The sequence below is a fragment of the Flavobacterium sp. FlaQc-57 genome, assembly GCF_044007395.1.
Lineage (GTDB): Bacteria > Bacteroidota > Bacteroidia > Flavobacteriales > Flavobacteriaceae > Flavobacterium.
This window is the reverse complement of the sequence record NZ_JBIPDA010000002.1, coordinates 859935-877539: the sequence shown is the minus strand read 5'-3', so window position 1 is coordinate 877539 and position 17605 is coordinate 859935. Positions and strand designations below refer to the sequence as shown.

Below are 17605 nucleotides of genomic sequence, written 5' to 3'. Positions count from 1 at the left end.
TCATATCAAAAAAAACATTCAATAATCTAACATTCAAATAAATAGAGCAAAAACCATTACCGTTTTAAAGAATTCCTCCTTATCTTTGATAAGCTTAAAACTCTACAATAAATTAGTCTATTCACCTACAAGGAGACAGATTTCTAAAATTTTGTTTCGGTTATGAAAATTAAATCTTTCATTTAAAAAACAAACAAAATGGAACCACAACTTCAAGAAATTCGTGAGCAGCAAAAAGCGGCCTGGAATAAATTCTCGCCTGGTTGGAAAAAATGGGATTTTGAAATTCTAAACTTTATGCAACCTTTTGCCGATGAAATTATTGCTCTCATAAATCCTAAAGGTTCAGAGGTAATTCTGGATGTTGCCGCAGGAACCGGCGAACCCGGCTTGAGTATTGCATCGATGCTTTCGGGCGGAAAAGTAGTTATTACGGACCTTGCACACGATATGCTTACAATAGCTCGTGAAAATGCGATTAAAAAAGAAATATCAAATGTTGAATTTCATGCTTGCGATGTAAGCGAGCTTCCTTTTCCTGACAACACATTCGACGCCATTAGTTGCCGAATGGGTTTTATGTTTTTTCCCGATATGCTTTTGGCCGCTAAGGAAATGTTTCGGGTTTTAAAACCCGGCGGTAAAATTGCAATTGCAGTTTGGAGTGTACCTGAGAAAAATTTCTGGGTAACTGCAATTGGCGGAACCATTAACAGAAATATGCAATTACCCCCACCCGCTCCCGAAGCTCCGGGAATGTTTCGATGTTCAAGACCTGGTTTAATGATGGACATTTTTAGTCAGGCTGGTTTTAAACACATTTCTGAAAAAGAAGTAATTGGTAAATTAAACTGCGGAACAACCGATGTTTACTGGAACATGATGACCGAAATTGCAGCGCCTTTTGTTGCCGCTCTCAGCAATGCTGATGATGCCATGAAAGAAAAAATAAAACACGAAGTTTACAACTTGATCGATGAAAGATATCCTGAAGGAAATGTAATAATAGATGGAGATGCGCTTGTAATTTATGGTGAAAAATAAACAAATCATCTAAACGAAAAATGTATTAATTCCGACGCCCAAGCTTCGGGACGGAATATCCATTAAAAAACAAAGCAACCACAATATGACCATTCCCAAATGCGTAGAATGGATTAAAATCCATCCCTACAATATATTTTGTTCCAGCGGAATGCTTTATAAAATTCCGGAGGAATGATTCATTTTGTAGCTAGGGATTTTAATCCCTTGTAGCGCGACGTAACCCCAATATTGTCATTTCGACCGAAGGGAGAAATCACAAAAGTAATTCGACAAAAATTGGCGACATTCTGTGCGGAGTTTCGTGTGTGATTTCTCCCTTCGGTCGAAATGACAAACCAGGCGTAAAAAAACTTTATTATTCAACATCTAAATAAGGATCTAAAGCTTCGGCTAATTTATTGAGCCAATAAAAATTATCTTCTATATTTTTTATTTCAGATTCTACTGTTTCGCATTCTCTCATTACAGCTAAAGAAAGAATATAATTTACTTGCCGTATAGCTCTTGCCATTTCATCAGAATCAATTGTATTTATAAAAAAATCTATTAGTCTAATTTCAACTTCTTTTGAAAAATGCTTTTTGCCCATAATTTTTAAATTTAAATTATTGCAAAAATCCTTAGAACTTATTTTCATTTAAACTCATATATGCCTTCAACTCTAATTATTATTTTCTTATAAAAAATCAATTTTAGACTAAAGCTTTCCCTTTCAACCATAAAAAAACCTCCAGTTAAAACTGAAGGCTCTTCAAATTAGTTCCTTTATTTAAATGAACTTATATCACTTATCTGGTTATAAAATTCTAGCTGTTTAATAACTCCAAAACTTTATCGACATTTATTTCGCTATAATCATTGATATAAAAGCTACATGGCGGAAGTTCTTCTTTTGTATGCGTACTCAAAACGCCTACAACTTTCATTCCTGCATTTAACCCGGCTGTAATACCAGAAAATGAATCTTCGAAAACCACACAATCAGACGGAGAAACTCCAACACGTTTTGCTGATTCTAAATATACTTCGGGATTTGGTTTATGATGCGTAACATCTTCGCTTGACATCATAGAATCCATTTTGTCCGCGATCTTTAAGGTATTTATAATCAAATCAAGATTGGCACGTGGCGCCGATGTCGCAACAGCAGTTTTGAAACCTCGAGATTTCAACTCGCTTAAAAAGTCCAGATAATGCGGAATGGTATCAACTTTGTCTTTGTAAATCTCACGAAACATTCCTTCTTTTTCGTCTTCGAGCTTTATCAATTCTTCTCCCGCAATTGGACGCTTAAAAAAATGCGACATGATATAACTATTGTGTTTTCCGTACATATGTTCTTCAAACTCTTCGTTGGTATACGGAACTTGATATTTATCGAAAAACGCCTCGAAAGCCTTTACATGATGCGGATTGGTGTAAGAAATCACGCCATCCATATCAAAAATTACACATTGCTGCTTCATTGTATTTTGTTTTAACGATTGCAAGATAAGTTTTTCCTCAGATTTGCATGGAGGTTTTTCGCAGAGATTTATTTAATCTCGAAAAGGCGCAGAGTCGCAAAGATTTAGTTTCACGCAGATTTAAAAAAGATATAAGCAGACAAACGCAGATAATTATTAAAATTAAATCTGCTAAAATCTGCGGAATCTGCGTGAAAAAAAACTTTAAAATCTTATTAATCTGTGGCTTTAAAATAAAAAACTTTGCGACTCTGCGCCTTTGCGAGATTAAAACCGACAAAGATTGACAGCAAAAACTCTACGCGATTAACCTGAAACTTGAAACCTGAAACAAAAACTTACCCAATCCAAATTTTACTTTTAACCAAAGTCATCGTTTGTCTTAAATGCTGATTGCATGCAATAAGAATAATCAAAACCACAAGACCATAACCTACAATGGTATAAATTTCCATATCGGCCAATAAAGTGGCTTGTTTGACAACGGTTCCAAAAACTTTTTTCAAGGCCAAAGTATTCGCATTATCTGCCGAATATCCTTTTGCCATAAAACTTTGTGCTGTTGTAGCGATTGTTTGCTGCGCTTCGGGATTATCACCGGTTACGAATTGACTTAGTTTTAGAAAGTGTTTTTTATTTAAAAATACAACTGCATTCTGCATCACACAAAAACCAATTGTGCTTCCCCAAAAACGTCCTGAAACCCCAACAATTCCTGAAGAAACTGCCATTTTTGCCGGAACTGATGATGTTGTAAACAAGATTAACGGAACAAATAAAAACCCAACTCCAATACCTTGCAAGATATACGGAATGATAATATCTGATAAAGCCACATCTGGCACAAAAAGAAATGTAAACCAAAAATGGAATACTGCAATGAGCGAAAAACCAACGATAAAAATCACTTTGGTCGAAACGGATTTCATCAGGAAGAAAGCAGCCAAAATCAATCCAATAACGTTTCCTAATCCGTTAATGTATTGCACGCCCGCAACACGCGACGGATCCCAATTCCAAATCGAAAACATTGCCGAATGACAAAGACTCAACGTTGCTCTGCTGATATAGAAAAGAAAAAACAATAAAAACCCAATACGTAAATTGGCATATTTAAAGACTTCAAAATTAAAAGTGGGTCTTTTTACCAAAAGTTCTTTAAAGATGAATAACCCTCCTGTAATAAGAGCAATCATTAGCATTAAAACCATTTGAGACGACTCAAACCAGTATTTCTTTTCGGCATAGACAAAAAAGTATGCTCCGCAAAGAATGGCTGTTAAAACCAAAATATAACTGATCCAGTCGATTTGATACAACGGAATTTTCTTTGTGATTCTGTGTCCGCGAAAAGTCACCAAGATCAAAAAGACATTTAAAACCTGCAATCCGCCTGAAACGTACAACATGTACTTCCAATCGTAATTATCCAGAAACCAAACCGCAATATTCATAATAAACGGCGTTGACAATAACAGCGAACCGTAATAAAATGAAAAGCCAATTATAATGGCATTTTTAGAATTAAACTGCTCGATCAATAATTGTCTGATCGTGATTACCGGAAGCGCCATCAGAATTCCCTCAGCAACTCTCAGCAATAAAAAAAGATAAAAATTAGTAATATAAGCCGATGAAATAATCGTGATTCCAATTATGGAGTACACCGCCATAAGATAATTTTTTGCCGGAAAAAAACTCGAAAATCTACTTTCGATCAAAATCGTTGCCAGCAAAGTTCCGTAAGTAACGCACATTGCAAACTGCAAATCTTCTGGCTCAATGTCCAGAAAACTTGCTGCATAAGTTACGTTTGAAGTATAAACTCCCAATAAAATCATGGAATGCAGCAAACAGACAAACAAAATAATAATGATTGCCCATTTGGGAACCCAGGATTTAAAAATACTTTTATCTTCCATTTTAATGGTGTTCGGCAATAACGGTAATATTCATTCCGGCTCTTAAAAAGTCGGCTTGTTTATTGGCATCTTTTAACTGAATACGAACCGGAATTCTTTGTTCGATTTTCACGAAGTTTCCTGTAGCATTATCCGGAGGCAATAACGAAAAACGCGCGCCACTTGCAGGAGATAATGATGTTACAACTCCTGTAAATTCTTTTCCATCAATAGCGTCAGCCTTAATTCTAACTTCCTGACCAACGGTTAAATATTGCAATTGCGTTTCTTTAAAATTGGCTGTAATCCATTTTTCTTTACTCACAATCGAAAGCAATGATTGTCCTTCTTTTACCATTTGTCCAGGTTGTAAAGTTCTTTTTCCAACCCAACCGTCATAAGGCGCGGTGATTATGGTGTACGAAAGAAACAATGCAGCATTGTCAGCCACAGCTTGTTTTGAAGCAATATTGGTTTGCGTTGTAGGAACGTTTGCAGCCGCTTGCGAGGTGCTTAAATTTGCCGATTGAATTCTATCTCGCATTTCCTGAAAATGTGCTTGGGCTGATTCGTAATCGGCTTTTACTTTTTCTAATTGTTGCGATGTCGCCGCTTCGTCTTTTACCAAAGCTTTGTATCTGTCGTATTCCAGTTTTGTTTTCCAAAGATTCGTTTTGGCTGCAGCCAATTGCGATTCGCCAATTGTAGTTGTACTCGCAGTTGTCGCCACATTTTTCTCGGCCACAATGCTGCTTTGTTTCGCACTTTGAACATCGGCAAGAGCTACATTCAGTTTCGATTTGTATTCTCTGTTATCGATCACCACCAAAGTATCTCCTTTATGCACAAACTGATTTTCATCAAAACGAACTTCCTGAACATATCCGGTAATTCTTGACATAATTGGCGTCACGTATTGCTCCACCTGAGCATCATTGGTTTCTTCGTGATTTCTGTTGAATACGTAAAACCAAATCCCCAAAACCACTCCGCTTACAACCAATATGCAAGCAATAATTGTTATTAATATATGAAACGTTTTGTTTCTTCTAGTTTCATTTTTTATCTTAACCATATACTTTATATCTATTTTCTTTATTCTATTTTCTAAAATCTATTCTCTTGCTTCTCGCTTCTTGCCTCTATTCTCTTGCTTCTAGACTTCTAAATCTGATCCGGCATTATTCCCGCAGTATGCAGCAATTCATAATGTTTTAGAATCGCATCCAATCGGGTAGAAATCTTATTGTATTTTGCCTGAAGCAAAGCATTATCAGCGTCGACCATTTCGGTTATTAAAACCAATTGATTTAAGTATTTCAATTTTACGATTCGGTAATTTTCATTGGCCAAATCCAAAGCTTTATCTACAACCACAAATTTTTCAAGGATTTCCTGATATTGAGTATGTTCTTTAAAAAGCTGATCCTGAATTTCATCTTTTATAATTTCAGACTGCATTTTTTGCCATTCAATTTTTGTCGTGGCCTGCTGTACCTTGGTTTTATTTTTATACAAAGCCGAAAGATCAAAATGCGCTTCGATACCAATTTGCCCTAAAGTATATAAGTATGGATTTGGCGGAAAGAATTTATAGTTCGGGTAATAAAAACCATAATTACCAAAGAAGTTTACCGTTGGCAAATAATTTCCTTTAACCAACTTCAGTTCTGTTTTTTTGATATTCAATTCCTGACTGGCAATTCGCATTTCTTCGTTCTGGAAAGCTTTTTCCAAATAAAAATTATACGGATCCAGACCATTCATTTTATCAATATTGGCCGTAGTATCAATCGCCACTTCTTCGTTTTCAGGAATCTGAATCAGAGTCTGCAAATCATGAAGTGCGATCTTTATATTTTTAGAATTCGTCAATGCGCTCAATTCACGATCAGAAAGCTGTAACTCGGCTCTAATCACTTCGTTTTTTGTAACCGTTCCGTGTTTTTGCAATGACTGAACTTCTTTTAATCGGCTTTTTTCTTCTTTAATATTTTCTTCAAATATCTTTTGAAGTTCCATCATTTTATAAATCGCCAGATAATTCGCCACAACTTCAAGTTCGATATCATTTTGAGTCTTTTCGGTTTTTATTTTGGCAATTTCATTTTCCTGATTGGCAATTTTAATGGCGTTATTTATTTTGTTACCAGCATAAATTGGCATTTTAAAAGTCGAATTCACCTCATAAATTTCAGGAATTGCCTTTGTCACCTCTTTACCATTTAAAAAACCACTGCCTTTAAACTCAGTAATATTGGTAATTCTGGAATACACACCGTTTAATTCGATATCCGGCAAACGGAGTTCTTTTCGTTCTTTGATGTTTTGCTCTGAGAGCGTTGTCTCTAATTGAGATCTAAGGATTTTTTTATTGTTTTCTTTAGCCAGTTTCACCGCTTCATTTAACGAAACCGAATGAATTTCCTGAGCTTGTAAACCATTAAATGTTAATACGATTAAAAATACTAACAAGCTTTTGAGAAAACAATCTTCTGTAGAATTTGTTGTTTTAAGGAACATGAATATATAAATAATTTTATGATGCAAAGTTCCTGCATTTTTCTGGTGACTGATAATTCTAAAAAGCCAACAACATATTCATTTCGGACAAATGTTAAAATATTATTTCCCGAAAACGATATATTAAAATATTGAATAATAGAGAGTTAAAAAACAATGTGCAATTTAAAGGTTTCACGCAGATTTAAAAAGATTTAGGCAGACGAACTCAGATTTTTATTTTTGGAACCTGAAAAACTAAATAATTATTTAACACATAGAAACATAGATTTATTTTTATTGAATAAAGATTAAAATAAATGACACATCATTTACACATAGCTCTCTGTGTGTTAATGCAAAGTGAAACGCCTTTTTTTAACAACAGTAAAATCTATGTTTCTATGTGTTAAAAATTATCTGCTAAATCCTTTTAAATCTGCGCGAAATAAAATCACTTGCCGTACAAGATATCTTGACCATTTAAGTAATCAGAAGGTCTTTGCCCTAAAATCTTAAAGAAAGTATTACTAAAAGTAGGCACACTATTGTAACCAACTTCTTGGGCTACCTCTTTTACCGAAAGTTTTCTGTCAAGCAAAAGTTCAATTGCTTTTAAAATCCTCCTTATAGTATAATATTGAATAAATGACATATTGAGATCTTTCTGAAACAAACGATACAAAGAGCGTTCACTGTATCCAAATTGATGTGCAACCTCAGAAAACAGAATTGTTTCTCCAAGATTATTCTCGATATAGCGCAGAATTTTCCCCAATCGCGCATCTTTTGGCAAAGGAAGTTCTAAAGGAAGATTCGTTAAGCAAATTTGAGGTAATATGGCTTTAATAGCTTTCGCGATCGCAAAGTTAGGACTTCCTTTTTTAAGATCTCCATTCCATTGATTCGTAAAAAGCATCATTTGAAGCAGTAAATTATTCACCGGATAAATCCCTTCACTTTGATAGAACTCATCTTCGTTTTTCTCTACCGGAAAATAGAGATTACGCATCATCACGTTTTCAGATTTAGGCTGGATGCTGTGCTCCACTCCACTCGGAATCCAAATAAAATGTCTGGCGGGTAAAAAATAAGTTTTAGTTTCAGTGGTTACAAAAACAACATCACCTTCTGCATACAGCATTTGTGCTTTATTGTGCTTGTGCGTCGGAATAAGCAATTCGCCCATTACATCATGATAACAGTAAATACTTTTTTTATCGGCATCTACTTTTTTAATGTAATACTTGTCTACTTTATGATCTGATTGTTCCATTGAAGTTTAATACGACGGTTTTTGCGATATTAAATATAGTAAGAATAATATAAATTGTGATGGTTTAACCGCAAAGAGCGCAAGGTAAAAACGCAAAGTTCGCAAAGCTTAATTAAAACTTTGCGAACCTTGAGTAAATCTTAGCGAACTTTGCGGTTAAATCATCAAAATAAAAAAGCCTTTCCGTTAAGAAAGGCTTCTTCCAATATTGCGGTCTGGACGGGACTCGAACCCGCGACCCCATGCGTGACAGGCATGTATTCTAACCAACTGAACTACCAAACCAACTGCGTTATTGTGAGTGCAAAAATACAACAGAACTTTGATTATACAAGGGTTTTTACGAATAAAATTTGAGAAATTTTTAACCTCTTGATTTATAGATAAATTCAAATACTCTAAAATTCAATTTCAAACTAAAAAAACAGAATTATCTTTCTTTTTAACTGCAAAGAGCGCAAAGTTAAAATCGCAAAGGCCGCAAAACTTAATTAAACGTCACACCCTTTCCCTAAATCAAATCATTCTTGACAGCTGAACCAAACAAATAAAAAACACAAAATCCGCAAAGCTTAAAAAAACTTTGCGGACTTTACGTAAATCTTAGCGCTCTTTGCGGTTAAACTTTTTCCTTTAAATGAACTCATATTACTTATATGGTCCAAAACAGAAATGTCTTAAATCAAAAAAGCCATCCACAAAAGTGGAAAGCTTTTCATTGGTCTAACTACTAAACCAGCTACGAGTTACAAAGTCGTAGCAAACAACACAACTAATCTTAGATACCGTATTTGGGCAAAAAAGCCTTTCTGTTAAGAAAGGCTTTCCCCAATATTGCGGTCTGGACGGGACTCGAACCCGCGACCCCATGCGTGACAGGCATGTATTCTAACCAACTGAACTACCAAACCTCTGCGTTATTGCGGTTGCAAAGATAGTACAGAATTTCGTTTCTGCAAGTGTTTTGCTAAAAAAAATTAAATATATTTTTAAATATTTAGCCAAAGTTTTGTTTTTCAACTAAATATGTAGTCAATATTTTTTCAAAATTATCACCAACATTTACCGGAACGTACTTAATTTGATTCTTTGCACAGGTTAAAGCTAACTTTTTAAAGTATTCTTCTGCCCTTTTTTCATATTCTACTTTTACATTATCGGCAAAAATTGACACTTCTTCGCCTGATTCCAGGTCTATAAACTTTCTTGGAGTATTATCAAAATCAAATTTAAGCTCTGTTTTATCATCAACTACATGAAACAAGACTACTTTATGTTTGTTGTGTTTAAGGTGCTGCAAAGCATTAAACAGCTTTTCATCATCTTCTGACTGAAACATATCTGTAAACAAAATAATCATCGAACGGCGGTGCATCTTCTCTGCAATTTGATGTAGATACGTAATCGTGTCTGTGCTTTTTTTGACTTTTGGCTGTTCTAATAATTGCTCTAATTTGTTCAGCAGCATTCTATGGTGGCGATCGCTTCCTTTTTCTGGAGCATAATATTCATAACTATCTGAGAAAACGCTTAGACCAACTGCATCGCGTTGTTTCTTCAAAATATTCATTAAAACTGCCGAAGCTAAAACTGCAAAACCAATCTTCTTTTCGTAAAATGGCTGATTCGATTTTAGTTCAGGATAATGCATCGACGACGAATTATCGACAATAAGATGACAACGCATATTGGTTTCTTCCTCAAAGCGTTTCGTATACAAACGATCTGTTTTGGCAAATAGCTTCCAATCGATATGTTTTGTGCTTTCTCCTGCATTGTAGACTTTATGCTCCGCAAACTCTGCCGAAAATCCATGAAACGGACTCTTGTGCATTCCGGATATAAAACCTTCTACAACCTGATTTGCCAACATTTCGAGATGCTGAAAACTGGAGACTTTCTCTATTTCCGATTCGATTTTCATTCGGTTTCTTTTTTAATAATTTGGGCGCGGTACAAACCGTCTGTCGCTTGCAATAATTTTCGTTTTAATATTGGACTAAAATTAGGATTTTCTTTTAAGAATCGCTGTACTTCATCAAAAGCATATTTCGATGAATATTTCCCAACTGTATTGGTCAGCCAATCCTTTGGAAAGAAAATATCTCCGGTACGCTGAATTTCTTCGACCAAATCTAATGAAAATCTGATATACTCTTGAGCGCTTTCCTGACGCAACGGATGATTAAAATTAGCTAAACCTACAGAAACCCACGATTCTTTTTCTCTGTTTTTGTCGTCTTTCAAAGATTCCATAAAAGCATTTCGAACTGATTCGTCTTTTGATAAGGATGGAAGCAAAAACTCAAATCGCTTCTGTTTGTCAGGATTTGCAATAGCTGTTCTGGTTTTATTCAAAATTTCATCGGCTTTTTCATGTTCGAATATCGCCAGATTCATTGCCATATTGGTATAATCGTCTTCGTTTAATTTTAAGCCCTGAATCACTATTTCTTTGTTCCAAATTTTATACAACCAGACTTTTGCTGAGTCCGAATATGCGATTGAGCTGAATAAGTTAAACAACGTCTTTTTAATATTTGCAGGTAAACTGGTCTGCAAACGCATATACAAAGTGTAACTAAGTAATTTTTGAAATTTGGTCTGTTGTTTTTCTGTCAAAAATTTCCAATAAATCGCATTTAAATTATTCGATACAATTTTCAAAACCAGTTCATTTTCTTCTGCCTGAATTCCTTTATAATAACATGCATAAGCTTCGTCTGGCGAAACATTTCCAATCAACATATTTTCATACAGATTACTGTAAGCAGAAGCTCTTGCAACCTCATCTTTCAACGTTGAAATATAATTTAAATTATTCCCGTCAAGCGGAAAAACGCCATATCCAAAACCATTGTAATTGTAAACAATCGAAAGCGGTTTTTCAAGTCCAACGGCTTCCTTTAAAAGAAGTGTTTTATCTTTAATATTAGCACTTAAAACTTTGACATCATTTTGATAAACTAAACCAATCTGAAAAATCTGTGGCCAGATATTTCCCGATTTATCTTCTGCCTTTTGCTGAATCTCAAATGCCTTAATTCGGTTTTGAGCGTCGTATTCTATTTTATCTGTAAAAATGGCTCTTCCGGATTTATTCACCCAGACTTCACTCCACTTTTTCATGTCGAGCGGCGTTTCGGCATCCAGAATTTCTACCAAATTATTCCAATCTGCATTGTCGTTGGCATATTTTTTAATGTATTTTTCAATTCCTTTCCGAAAAGCTTCTTTTCCCATCGAAGCCTCTAATTGGCGCATCATTATTGGTGCTTTGTTGTAAATAATAGCTCCATAAAGTGAACCCGCATCTTTAAGATTGGCTAACTTTTGTTTTATCGGATGCGTTCCCAACGAACGATCTTCTGCGTAAGCGTTTGCATAATGTGCTGCAAAAAACTGTAAATTATGATTGATGTTCGGGAAAATTGGGTTCATAATTTTATCTGCCATAAAGTTGGCAAACACTTCTTTCATCCAAACGTCGTCAAACCATTTCATCGTAACCAAATCGCCAAACCACATATGCGAAGTTTCATGTGCGATCAATTTTGCACGATCCAACTTTTCGCTATCTGTTGCACTATTATCTAAAAACAAAGTCGATTCTCTGTATTGAATTGCACCAACATGTTCCATTCCGCCATATTGAAAAACCGGAATAGAAGCAAAATCTAACTTTTGGAACGGAAATTTATAATTGGTATATTTTTCTAAGAATTCTAATGATTGTTCGTGTAATTTGAAAATGGTATCAGCGCTTACGCGGAATTTTTCCGGATTATTTTCGCGATACAGCATCGTCATTTCTAATTTTCCAGGTTGCTGCGTTACATTTTTAAATTTTCCTGCAACAAATGAAAACAGATAAGTACTCATTTTATCTGATTCTCCAAAAGTGTAGGCCGTAAAATCCCCCTTTTCTACTTTTTCTTTTACATCGGCACCAGCCAAAACCGACCAATCTTTAGGAACAATCAACCCCAATTTATAAGTTGCTTTAATGTCCGGCTGATCAAAACACGGAAATAATGTACTCGCGCGATCCGGAACTAATAAAGTATATAAGAAATCATCATTTCGGTTTAATGATAAATCGCCTGCAATAAATGAAATCGCAATTGTATTTTTTCCTAAAATTAAGTCTTTACCTGCAAGGATTATATGGCCTTTTTTATGAACAATCGAAACCTTTTTACCATTGACATCTATTGCTTTTATCTTATCTGATTTCTCTTTAAAATCGAGATATACAGGCTCTGTCAAATTAGACAAAGTCAAATCTAAATTCAAATGCGATTTAATTTCCTGATCCTTTTGATTCGGAATTTCAAATGACAATCCATAAGAAACATTTGAAATCTGATTTTTACGAAAAATAGCTAACTGCTCAGAAACACCATCTTCTAAAAGAGAAACCTGCGCTTGTTTCGATTGAGAAAAACCAATTGTAGTAAATGCAATAACACAAAGAAAGCTGTAGAAAATTTTCATTTTAAAGGAATATAAGATTCGTTAAAAATAAAAAAAAGGCTTGACAATTGCCAAACCTTTTCCAAACTTACTAATTCACGCTATCCAAAAAATAAAATTATTCAGTTTGTTGAAAATCAAAACTTAAATCTCCTGCATTATAATCTGCAGAAACAGTAGTTGGAAATGTTTGTGTAGTTCCTGCCAACCATCTGTATTCATTGATTGTTATATTTCCTGCTACAATAGGATATACCGCATTGCTTTTATCAGCTTTGCTCCTTGTGTACCAGTCATTTGAATTCATTGTAATCATGTATTTTTTGTCTTTAACAAGAGCCAAAACACTAATTTCCTTCGTAACCTGAACGTCTGCCGTTGCAACATTCAAAGTTTCTGAACGTAAAACTGTTTTCGATGCGTAATCCCAGATCGTGACACGAACAGTAGGATTTGTTGCCGGCAATTTTAAGGTAATTGCTTTTATATTACCTTTTACAGTTGGCGTAAATACCAGCCCGAATTCATAATCTCCTGAGTTTAAAAAATTAGTTACTGTCGAAAATCCAGTTTGAGTATAATAGGTTGCTAAAGGATTTTCAACGTTAAACTTTGGCGTGTTGTCTTTGTCATCACTGCTGCAAGAAACAGCAGAAATACTAATTAATAAAATGGCAAAAATGGTTTTTAAAATTTTCATAATAATTTGGTTTTAACTGGTTATATTTAAGTTTAATAGATTCAATTTATTTTTACTTCGCATTAGTTTTAAAAAATTACTGGGCAATATTAAAATGCGCACAAACTTCTTGATAATTCATATAAGAATAATTCACTTTTGCTGCTTTTCCCGTACTTGCAGCGATACCTCCCGGAATCAAAATATAGCGCCACTTAAGCGTTGTTGGGAGATTTATTGTGCCTTCGCCGGTATGTCTAAATCTGAATAGTTTGATTTTTTTTGTACTTGCAATTGCTGTAATTGTATTGACTGCGCCACCAGCTGTCGATGTGTAAGGTATTGTGTGAACATCCGGACCAAAAGACACGTATAATAATATGGATCCTTTTGCCAAAATATCCTCTGATAGTTCAGGAGCATTAATAGTCGTAGACATTCCAAAAGTTCCATCAATGGTTTCTGCAGCCGCAGTTGGCGCTGTTAACCATGCACTATAAATAACATTTGCTGTTCCGGTTACTCCGTCGATTCCATCTTTACCATCATCGCCGCTACACGAAACGGCCGAAATACTAATGAATAAAAGGACTAAAATGTTTTTTATAGCTTTCATAATAATTTGGTTTTAAATCTGGCTAAATGACTCTTTTTAAATTCAATAACATTATTTTTGCAAAAGTTAACTGATAGTAAAAAAAACGTTTACTTTATTTGATGATTGAATTACAAGACAAATTTGCAGGATTAAAATGGGTCGAAAAACAACCAATAGACAAACAACATTTTAAATAGACAGACGACATAAAACCGAATCTAATGGCTAAAAAATACAGTTGTGTTATTATTGACGACGACGAAATAGACAGACTTACAGTATTATCGTTTGCCAAAAAATTTGCTGTTCTGGATATTCTGGGTGTTTTTGAATCGGCGGAAGATGCGCTTCAGTTTATCGGAAAAGAAAAAGTCGATATTTTGTTTCTGGATATTGATATGCCGGGTTTAAACGGAATTGATTTTAGAAAACAAACTTTAGAAATTCCGATTTGCATTTTTATAACTGCGCATCCTGAACATGCGGTTGAAAGTTTTCAAATAGAAACTTTAGATTTTATTGTAAAGCCCTTAAAGCTGGATCGCTTTGCGCAAACTGTAAGCCGTATTGAAGAGTTTATGGAAGTAAGACTTAAAGCATCTCTTTTTGAGGCCAGTATTGGCGGTGATACTATTTATATTAAAGAAGGTCATGAACAGACAAAAGTAAAACTGCACGAAATTTTATATCTCGAAGCCTTAAAAGATTATACTTTAATTATTACCGATAAAAAAAGACATTGTGTTTTGTCGAGTATTGGCAATCTTTTGAAAGAAGATCATTTTCAGTCGTTTATTAGAATCCATAGAAGTTATGCTGTTCAGAAACAGTTTATCCAGAAAATAAATTCGACCGAAATTATTTTAAACAACAATATCTCAATTCCGATTGGAAGAAGCTATAAAGAAAACCTAAATCTGATTTAGATGAAAAAAGCCTATTTTTTGTTGCTGTTTTTTATCACCTTTTCTGTTTTTGCACAACAAGAACCGAATTTGGCGAAATATAAAACTACAACCGAAAAACTAAACGTATGGCTAAAATATACCAATGCTCTCCTAGATAAAGAAGATTATTTAAAACTTATAACTGCTGCTCAAAAAGGAATTTCTCTTTCTGAAAATCATCTCGCTTATAAGAGTCGATTTTATCTTTATGCAGGAACCGCCTATGAATTTAGCAACAACCAATATGAAAAAGCATTAATCAATTATGAGAAATCATTGAAATATGCGCAACAAGCGCATCATTTAAAAAATGAAACCTCGGCTTTAATGCGCCTTAATTATATTTATTATTCTGTTCGCGATACCGTCAAAGGAAAAGCCTTAACCAATTATATCAAGCAAGTTCTCGACACTACAAAAAGTAATTATACAAAAGCCGTTTTAAACGGAAGCTTGGCCGAATATTACCAGAATAACTCTGAATATGAAACCTTTATTGGATATCAGTTAAAGGCGATAACTTTTAAAAAACTTCTTAAAAAAGACAAAGTTAATCAAGAGAATATCGGAATATCTTATTTGCAAATTGGAAGTTCATACACCAGAATGAAACAATATAGCAAAGCAATTGAATATTTGAACGAAGCAAAACCTTACGTTAAAAATTCTCCGTATGTAAGTGCTTTTTTATGCAATTATTATTTGCAAAGTTTTGTTGCATTGAAGAAAACCGATAGTATTCAAAAATATTACAACCTCATCTACACCTATCCAACTGCTAAAGATTCATTGTTTCTAAATTTGAGTTTTGCTAACCGAAGTATGTCTGATCATTACATCAACGAAGGAAAACCAAATACGGCTTACAATTATGCTAAAAAAGCTGTTTTGTTTGGAGAAAAATCAAACGATGAAGAAATTTTGATGGAAGCTAATACCGCATTAGGAAGAGTTTTATATGAAAAAGGCGAATACAAAAAAGCCATCGAAACCTTAAAAAAGGCATCAATTAATGCTTTAAACTATGACAAAGAATCGTTTGTAACCATTAATAAAGAACTATCGCAAAGTTATTCTGCGTTAGGATCCTGGAAAGAAGCATATCATTATAACGAAATCTACACCAAATACAATGACGAAATGATGCAGGAATCGGCCAAACAGAGTATTGCAAATGCCGAAGCTCGTTATCAGAACAAAACCAAACAACAAAAAATAAAGAATCTTTCGGCTCAAAATACGATCAAAAACATTCAGATTGCCGAGGCAAAAAAACAACGACTGTATTTAATTTCAGGATTGGCGCTTGTTGCTATTATCGGATTATTACTGTTCAAACAAAACCGGAATAGAAAGAAAACCAATCAAAAATTACAGGTTTTAAATCAGGAATTAGACGAAGCCAATAAAATAAAGGCTAGATTTTTTAGTATTTTAAATCATGATTTACGAAGTCCGGTCTCTAATTTAATTCACTTTTTGCATCTTCAAAAAGAAAATCCGGAATTGATTGACGAAGCCACCGCGCAACGCATGCAGACAAAAGTAATTACGGGAGCTGAGAATTTATTGTCATCTATGGAAGATATTCTTTTATGGAGCAAAGGTCAAATGGACAATTTTAAACCTCATCCTCGTAAATTTACTGTTGCCGATTTGTTTGAAGAAATTCAGAAACATTTTTCAAGTGTTGAAAACATCGACATTTCATTTGAAGATCCGGAACATCTTTCCTTAAATACCGATGAGAATTACCTTAAAACCATTATGCGAAATCTTACCGGAAATGCCATAAAAGCGCTTGAGAAACATAAAAACGGAAAAATCACATGGAAGGCTTTTCAAGAAAACAATCAAATTCATCTTTCGATTACAGATAACGGTCATGGCGGAACACAGGAACAATTTAAAGCCCTTTATGACGACTCTGAAGTCATCGGAATTAAATCAGGATTAGGATTACATTTAATCAGAGATTTAGCCACAGCCATAAATTGTAAAATCGAAGTCAATTCAAAACCTGATTCACGAACTACTTTTACTCTAAAGTTTGCCACAAATTTCACGAATTAGCACGAATTAAAACTCAGTTTTTTTGCCACAGATTTTAAAGATTAAAATGATTTTTATAATCTGTGAAAATCTTTTAATCTGTGGCAACCTTTTAAGCATTATCCAAAATAAATAATTCGTGCTAATTCGTGAAATTCGCGGCAAAGAAACCTTTTAATTTGCGGTAAAAAACCATTATAAATAAAAAAGGCTTGACTTTCGTCAAACCTTCTTTATATAAATCATAATCTTACGATTACAACAAAGCGTCTAAACTATCTGCGTAGGTTTGTTTCGGAGCAACTCCTACTTGTTTTCCTACTACTTCACCGTTATGAAAAACCAAAACGGTTGGTATGTTACGCACACCATATTTTGCAGCGAATTCTTGGTTTGCATCTACATCTACTTTACCAACAACTACTTTTCCTGCGTACTCCTCGCTAATTTGGTCAATGATTGGACCAACCATTCTACAAGGACCACACCATGCTGCCCAAAAATCTACCATTACTGGTTTATCTGATTTTAAAACTACTTCATCAAAAGTAGCATCTGTTATTGCTAATGCCATAATTTTTTGTCTTTTAAAATTATTGTCTGAATTGTTTCGTTTCAAACTAGAGTACAAATTTAAAAATTAAATACAAATGAAACACCA

Annotated in this window: 14 protein-coding genes and 2 tRNA genes; 3 read left to right on the top strand and 13 right to left on the bottom strand. The window is 34.3% G+C overall.

Translation table 11 applies throughout. The features are described from left to right. Nucleotides 1-198 precede the first annotated feature (198 nt). Nucleotides 199-1044 carry a class I SAM-dependent methyltransferase gene (locus tag ACHRVZ_RS09760; protein WP_395422169.1) on the top strand — a complete coding sequence of 282 codons (846 nt, stop codon included), beginning with the start codon at nucleotides 199-201 and terminating at the stop codon, nucleotides 1042-1044. A 358-nt stretch (nucleotides 1045-1402) separates the two neighbouring features. Here ACHRVZ_RS09760 and ACHRVZ_RS09755 read toward each other — a convergent pair whose 3' ends face one another. The 12 genes from ACHRVZ_RS09755 to ACHRVZ_RS09700 form a co-directional block, all read right to left on the bottom strand. Then, on the bottom strand, nucleotides 1403-1684 hold the full coding sequence (locus ACHRVZ_RS09755) for a hypothetical protein (RefSeq protein ID WP_395422168.1): 282 nt from the start codon (nucleotides 1682-1684) through the stop codon (nucleotides 1403-1405). Between the two features lie 169 nt (nucleotides 1685-1853). Continuing rightward, nucleotides 1854-2513, bottom strand: coding sequence for an HAD family hydrolase (locus ACHRVZ_RS09750; RefSeq protein ID WP_395422166.1), 660 nt, complete (start codon nucleotides 2511-2513; stop codon nucleotides 1854-1856). A 338-nt stretch (nucleotides 2514-2851) separates the two neighbouring features. Beyond that, nucleotides 2852-4435, bottom strand: a complete 1584-nt coding sequence (locus ACHRVZ_RS09745) for an MFS transporter (protein ID WP_395422165.1) — start codon at nucleotides 4433-4435, stop codon at nucleotides 2852-2854. Nucleotide 4436: 1 nt separating this feature from the next. Continuing rightward, entirely contained in the window at nucleotides 4437-5489 is a 1053-nt protein-coding gene (locus tag ACHRVZ_RS09740) for an HlyD family secretion protein (RefSeq protein ID WP_395422164.1), read from the bottom strand. Between the two features lie 89 nt (nucleotides 5490-5578). Beyond that, the gene (locus ACHRVZ_RS09735) at nucleotides 5579-6889 is read right to left on the bottom strand and encodes a TolC family protein (RefSeq protein WP_395422163.1); all 1311 of its coding nucleotides are present in this window, start codon (nucleotides 6887-6889) and stop codon (nucleotides 5579-5581) included. Nucleotides 6890-7370: 481 nt separating this feature from the next. Then, nucleotides 7371-8192 (bottom strand): helix-turn-helix domain-containing protein, encoded by an 822-nt coding sequence (locus ACHRVZ_RS09730; protein WP_395422162.1) that lies wholly within the window; start codon nucleotides 8190-8192, stop codon nucleotides 7371-7373. A 211-nt stretch (nucleotides 8193-8403) separates the two neighbouring features. Continuing rightward, nucleotides 8404-8477: transfer RNA gene (locus tag ACHRVZ_RS09725), tRNA-Asp, on the bottom strand. 552 nt (nucleotides 8478-9029) lie between these two features. Further along, nucleotides 9030-9103 (bottom strand) — tRNA-Asp (locus ACHRVZ_RS09720). Nucleotides 9104-9189: 86 nt separating this feature from the next. Further along, a complete protein-coding gene (locus ACHRVZ_RS09715) occupies nucleotides 9190-10116 on the bottom strand; it encodes a DUF58 domain-containing protein (RefSeq protein ID WP_395422161.1) in 927 nt (308 codons plus the stop codon). Continuing rightward, nucleotides 10113-12689 carry a M1 family aminopeptidase gene (locus ACHRVZ_RS09710; protein ID WP_395422159.1) on the bottom strand — a complete coding sequence of 859 codons (2577 nt, stop codon included), beginning with the start codon at nucleotides 12687-12689 and terminating at the stop codon, nucleotides 10113-10115. Before ACHRVZ_RS09710 ends, ACHRVZ_RS09715 begins: the two co-directional genes overlap by 4 nt. 97 nt (nucleotides 12690-12786) lie before the next feature. Beyond that, nucleotides 12787-13368, bottom strand: coding sequence for a hypothetical protein (locus tag ACHRVZ_RS09705; protein WP_395422157.1), 582 nt, complete (start codon nucleotides 13366-13368; stop codon nucleotides 12787-12789). A gap of 76 nt (nucleotides 13369-13444) precedes the next feature. Continuing rightward, nucleotides 13445-13963 (bottom strand): hypothetical protein, encoded by a 519-nt coding sequence (locus ACHRVZ_RS09700; protein WP_395422156.1) that lies wholly within the window; start codon nucleotides 13961-13963, stop codon nucleotides 13445-13447. Between the two features lie 203 nt (nucleotides 13964-14166). Here ACHRVZ_RS09700 and ACHRVZ_RS09695 point away from each other — a divergent pair, with 203 nt between their 5' ends. Together ACHRVZ_RS09695 and ACHRVZ_RS09690 are read left to right on the top strand one after the other, a co-directional pair. Continuing rightward, a complete protein-coding gene (locus ACHRVZ_RS09695) occupies nucleotides 14167-14871 on the top strand; it encodes a LytR/AlgR family response regulator transcription factor (protein ID WP_395422155.1) in 705 nt (234 codons plus the stop codon). Continuing rightward, nucleotides 14872-16965 carry an ATP-binding protein gene (locus tag ACHRVZ_RS09690; RefSeq protein ID WP_395422154.1) on the top strand — a complete coding sequence of 698 codons (2094 nt, stop codon included), beginning with the start codon at nucleotides 14872-14874 and terminating at the stop codon, nucleotides 16963-16965. A 235-nt stretch (nucleotides 16966-17200) separates the two neighbouring features. On the opposite strand, the gene trxA is transcribed toward ACHRVZ_RS09690, so the two are convergent. Further along, the gene (gene trxA, locus ACHRVZ_RS09685; protein WP_395422153.1) at nucleotides 17201-17563 is read right to left on the bottom strand and encodes a thioredoxin; all 363 of its coding nucleotides are present in this window, start codon (nucleotides 17561-17563) and stop codon (nucleotides 17201-17203) included. Between the last annotated feature and the right edge of the window lie 42 nt (nucleotides 17564-17605).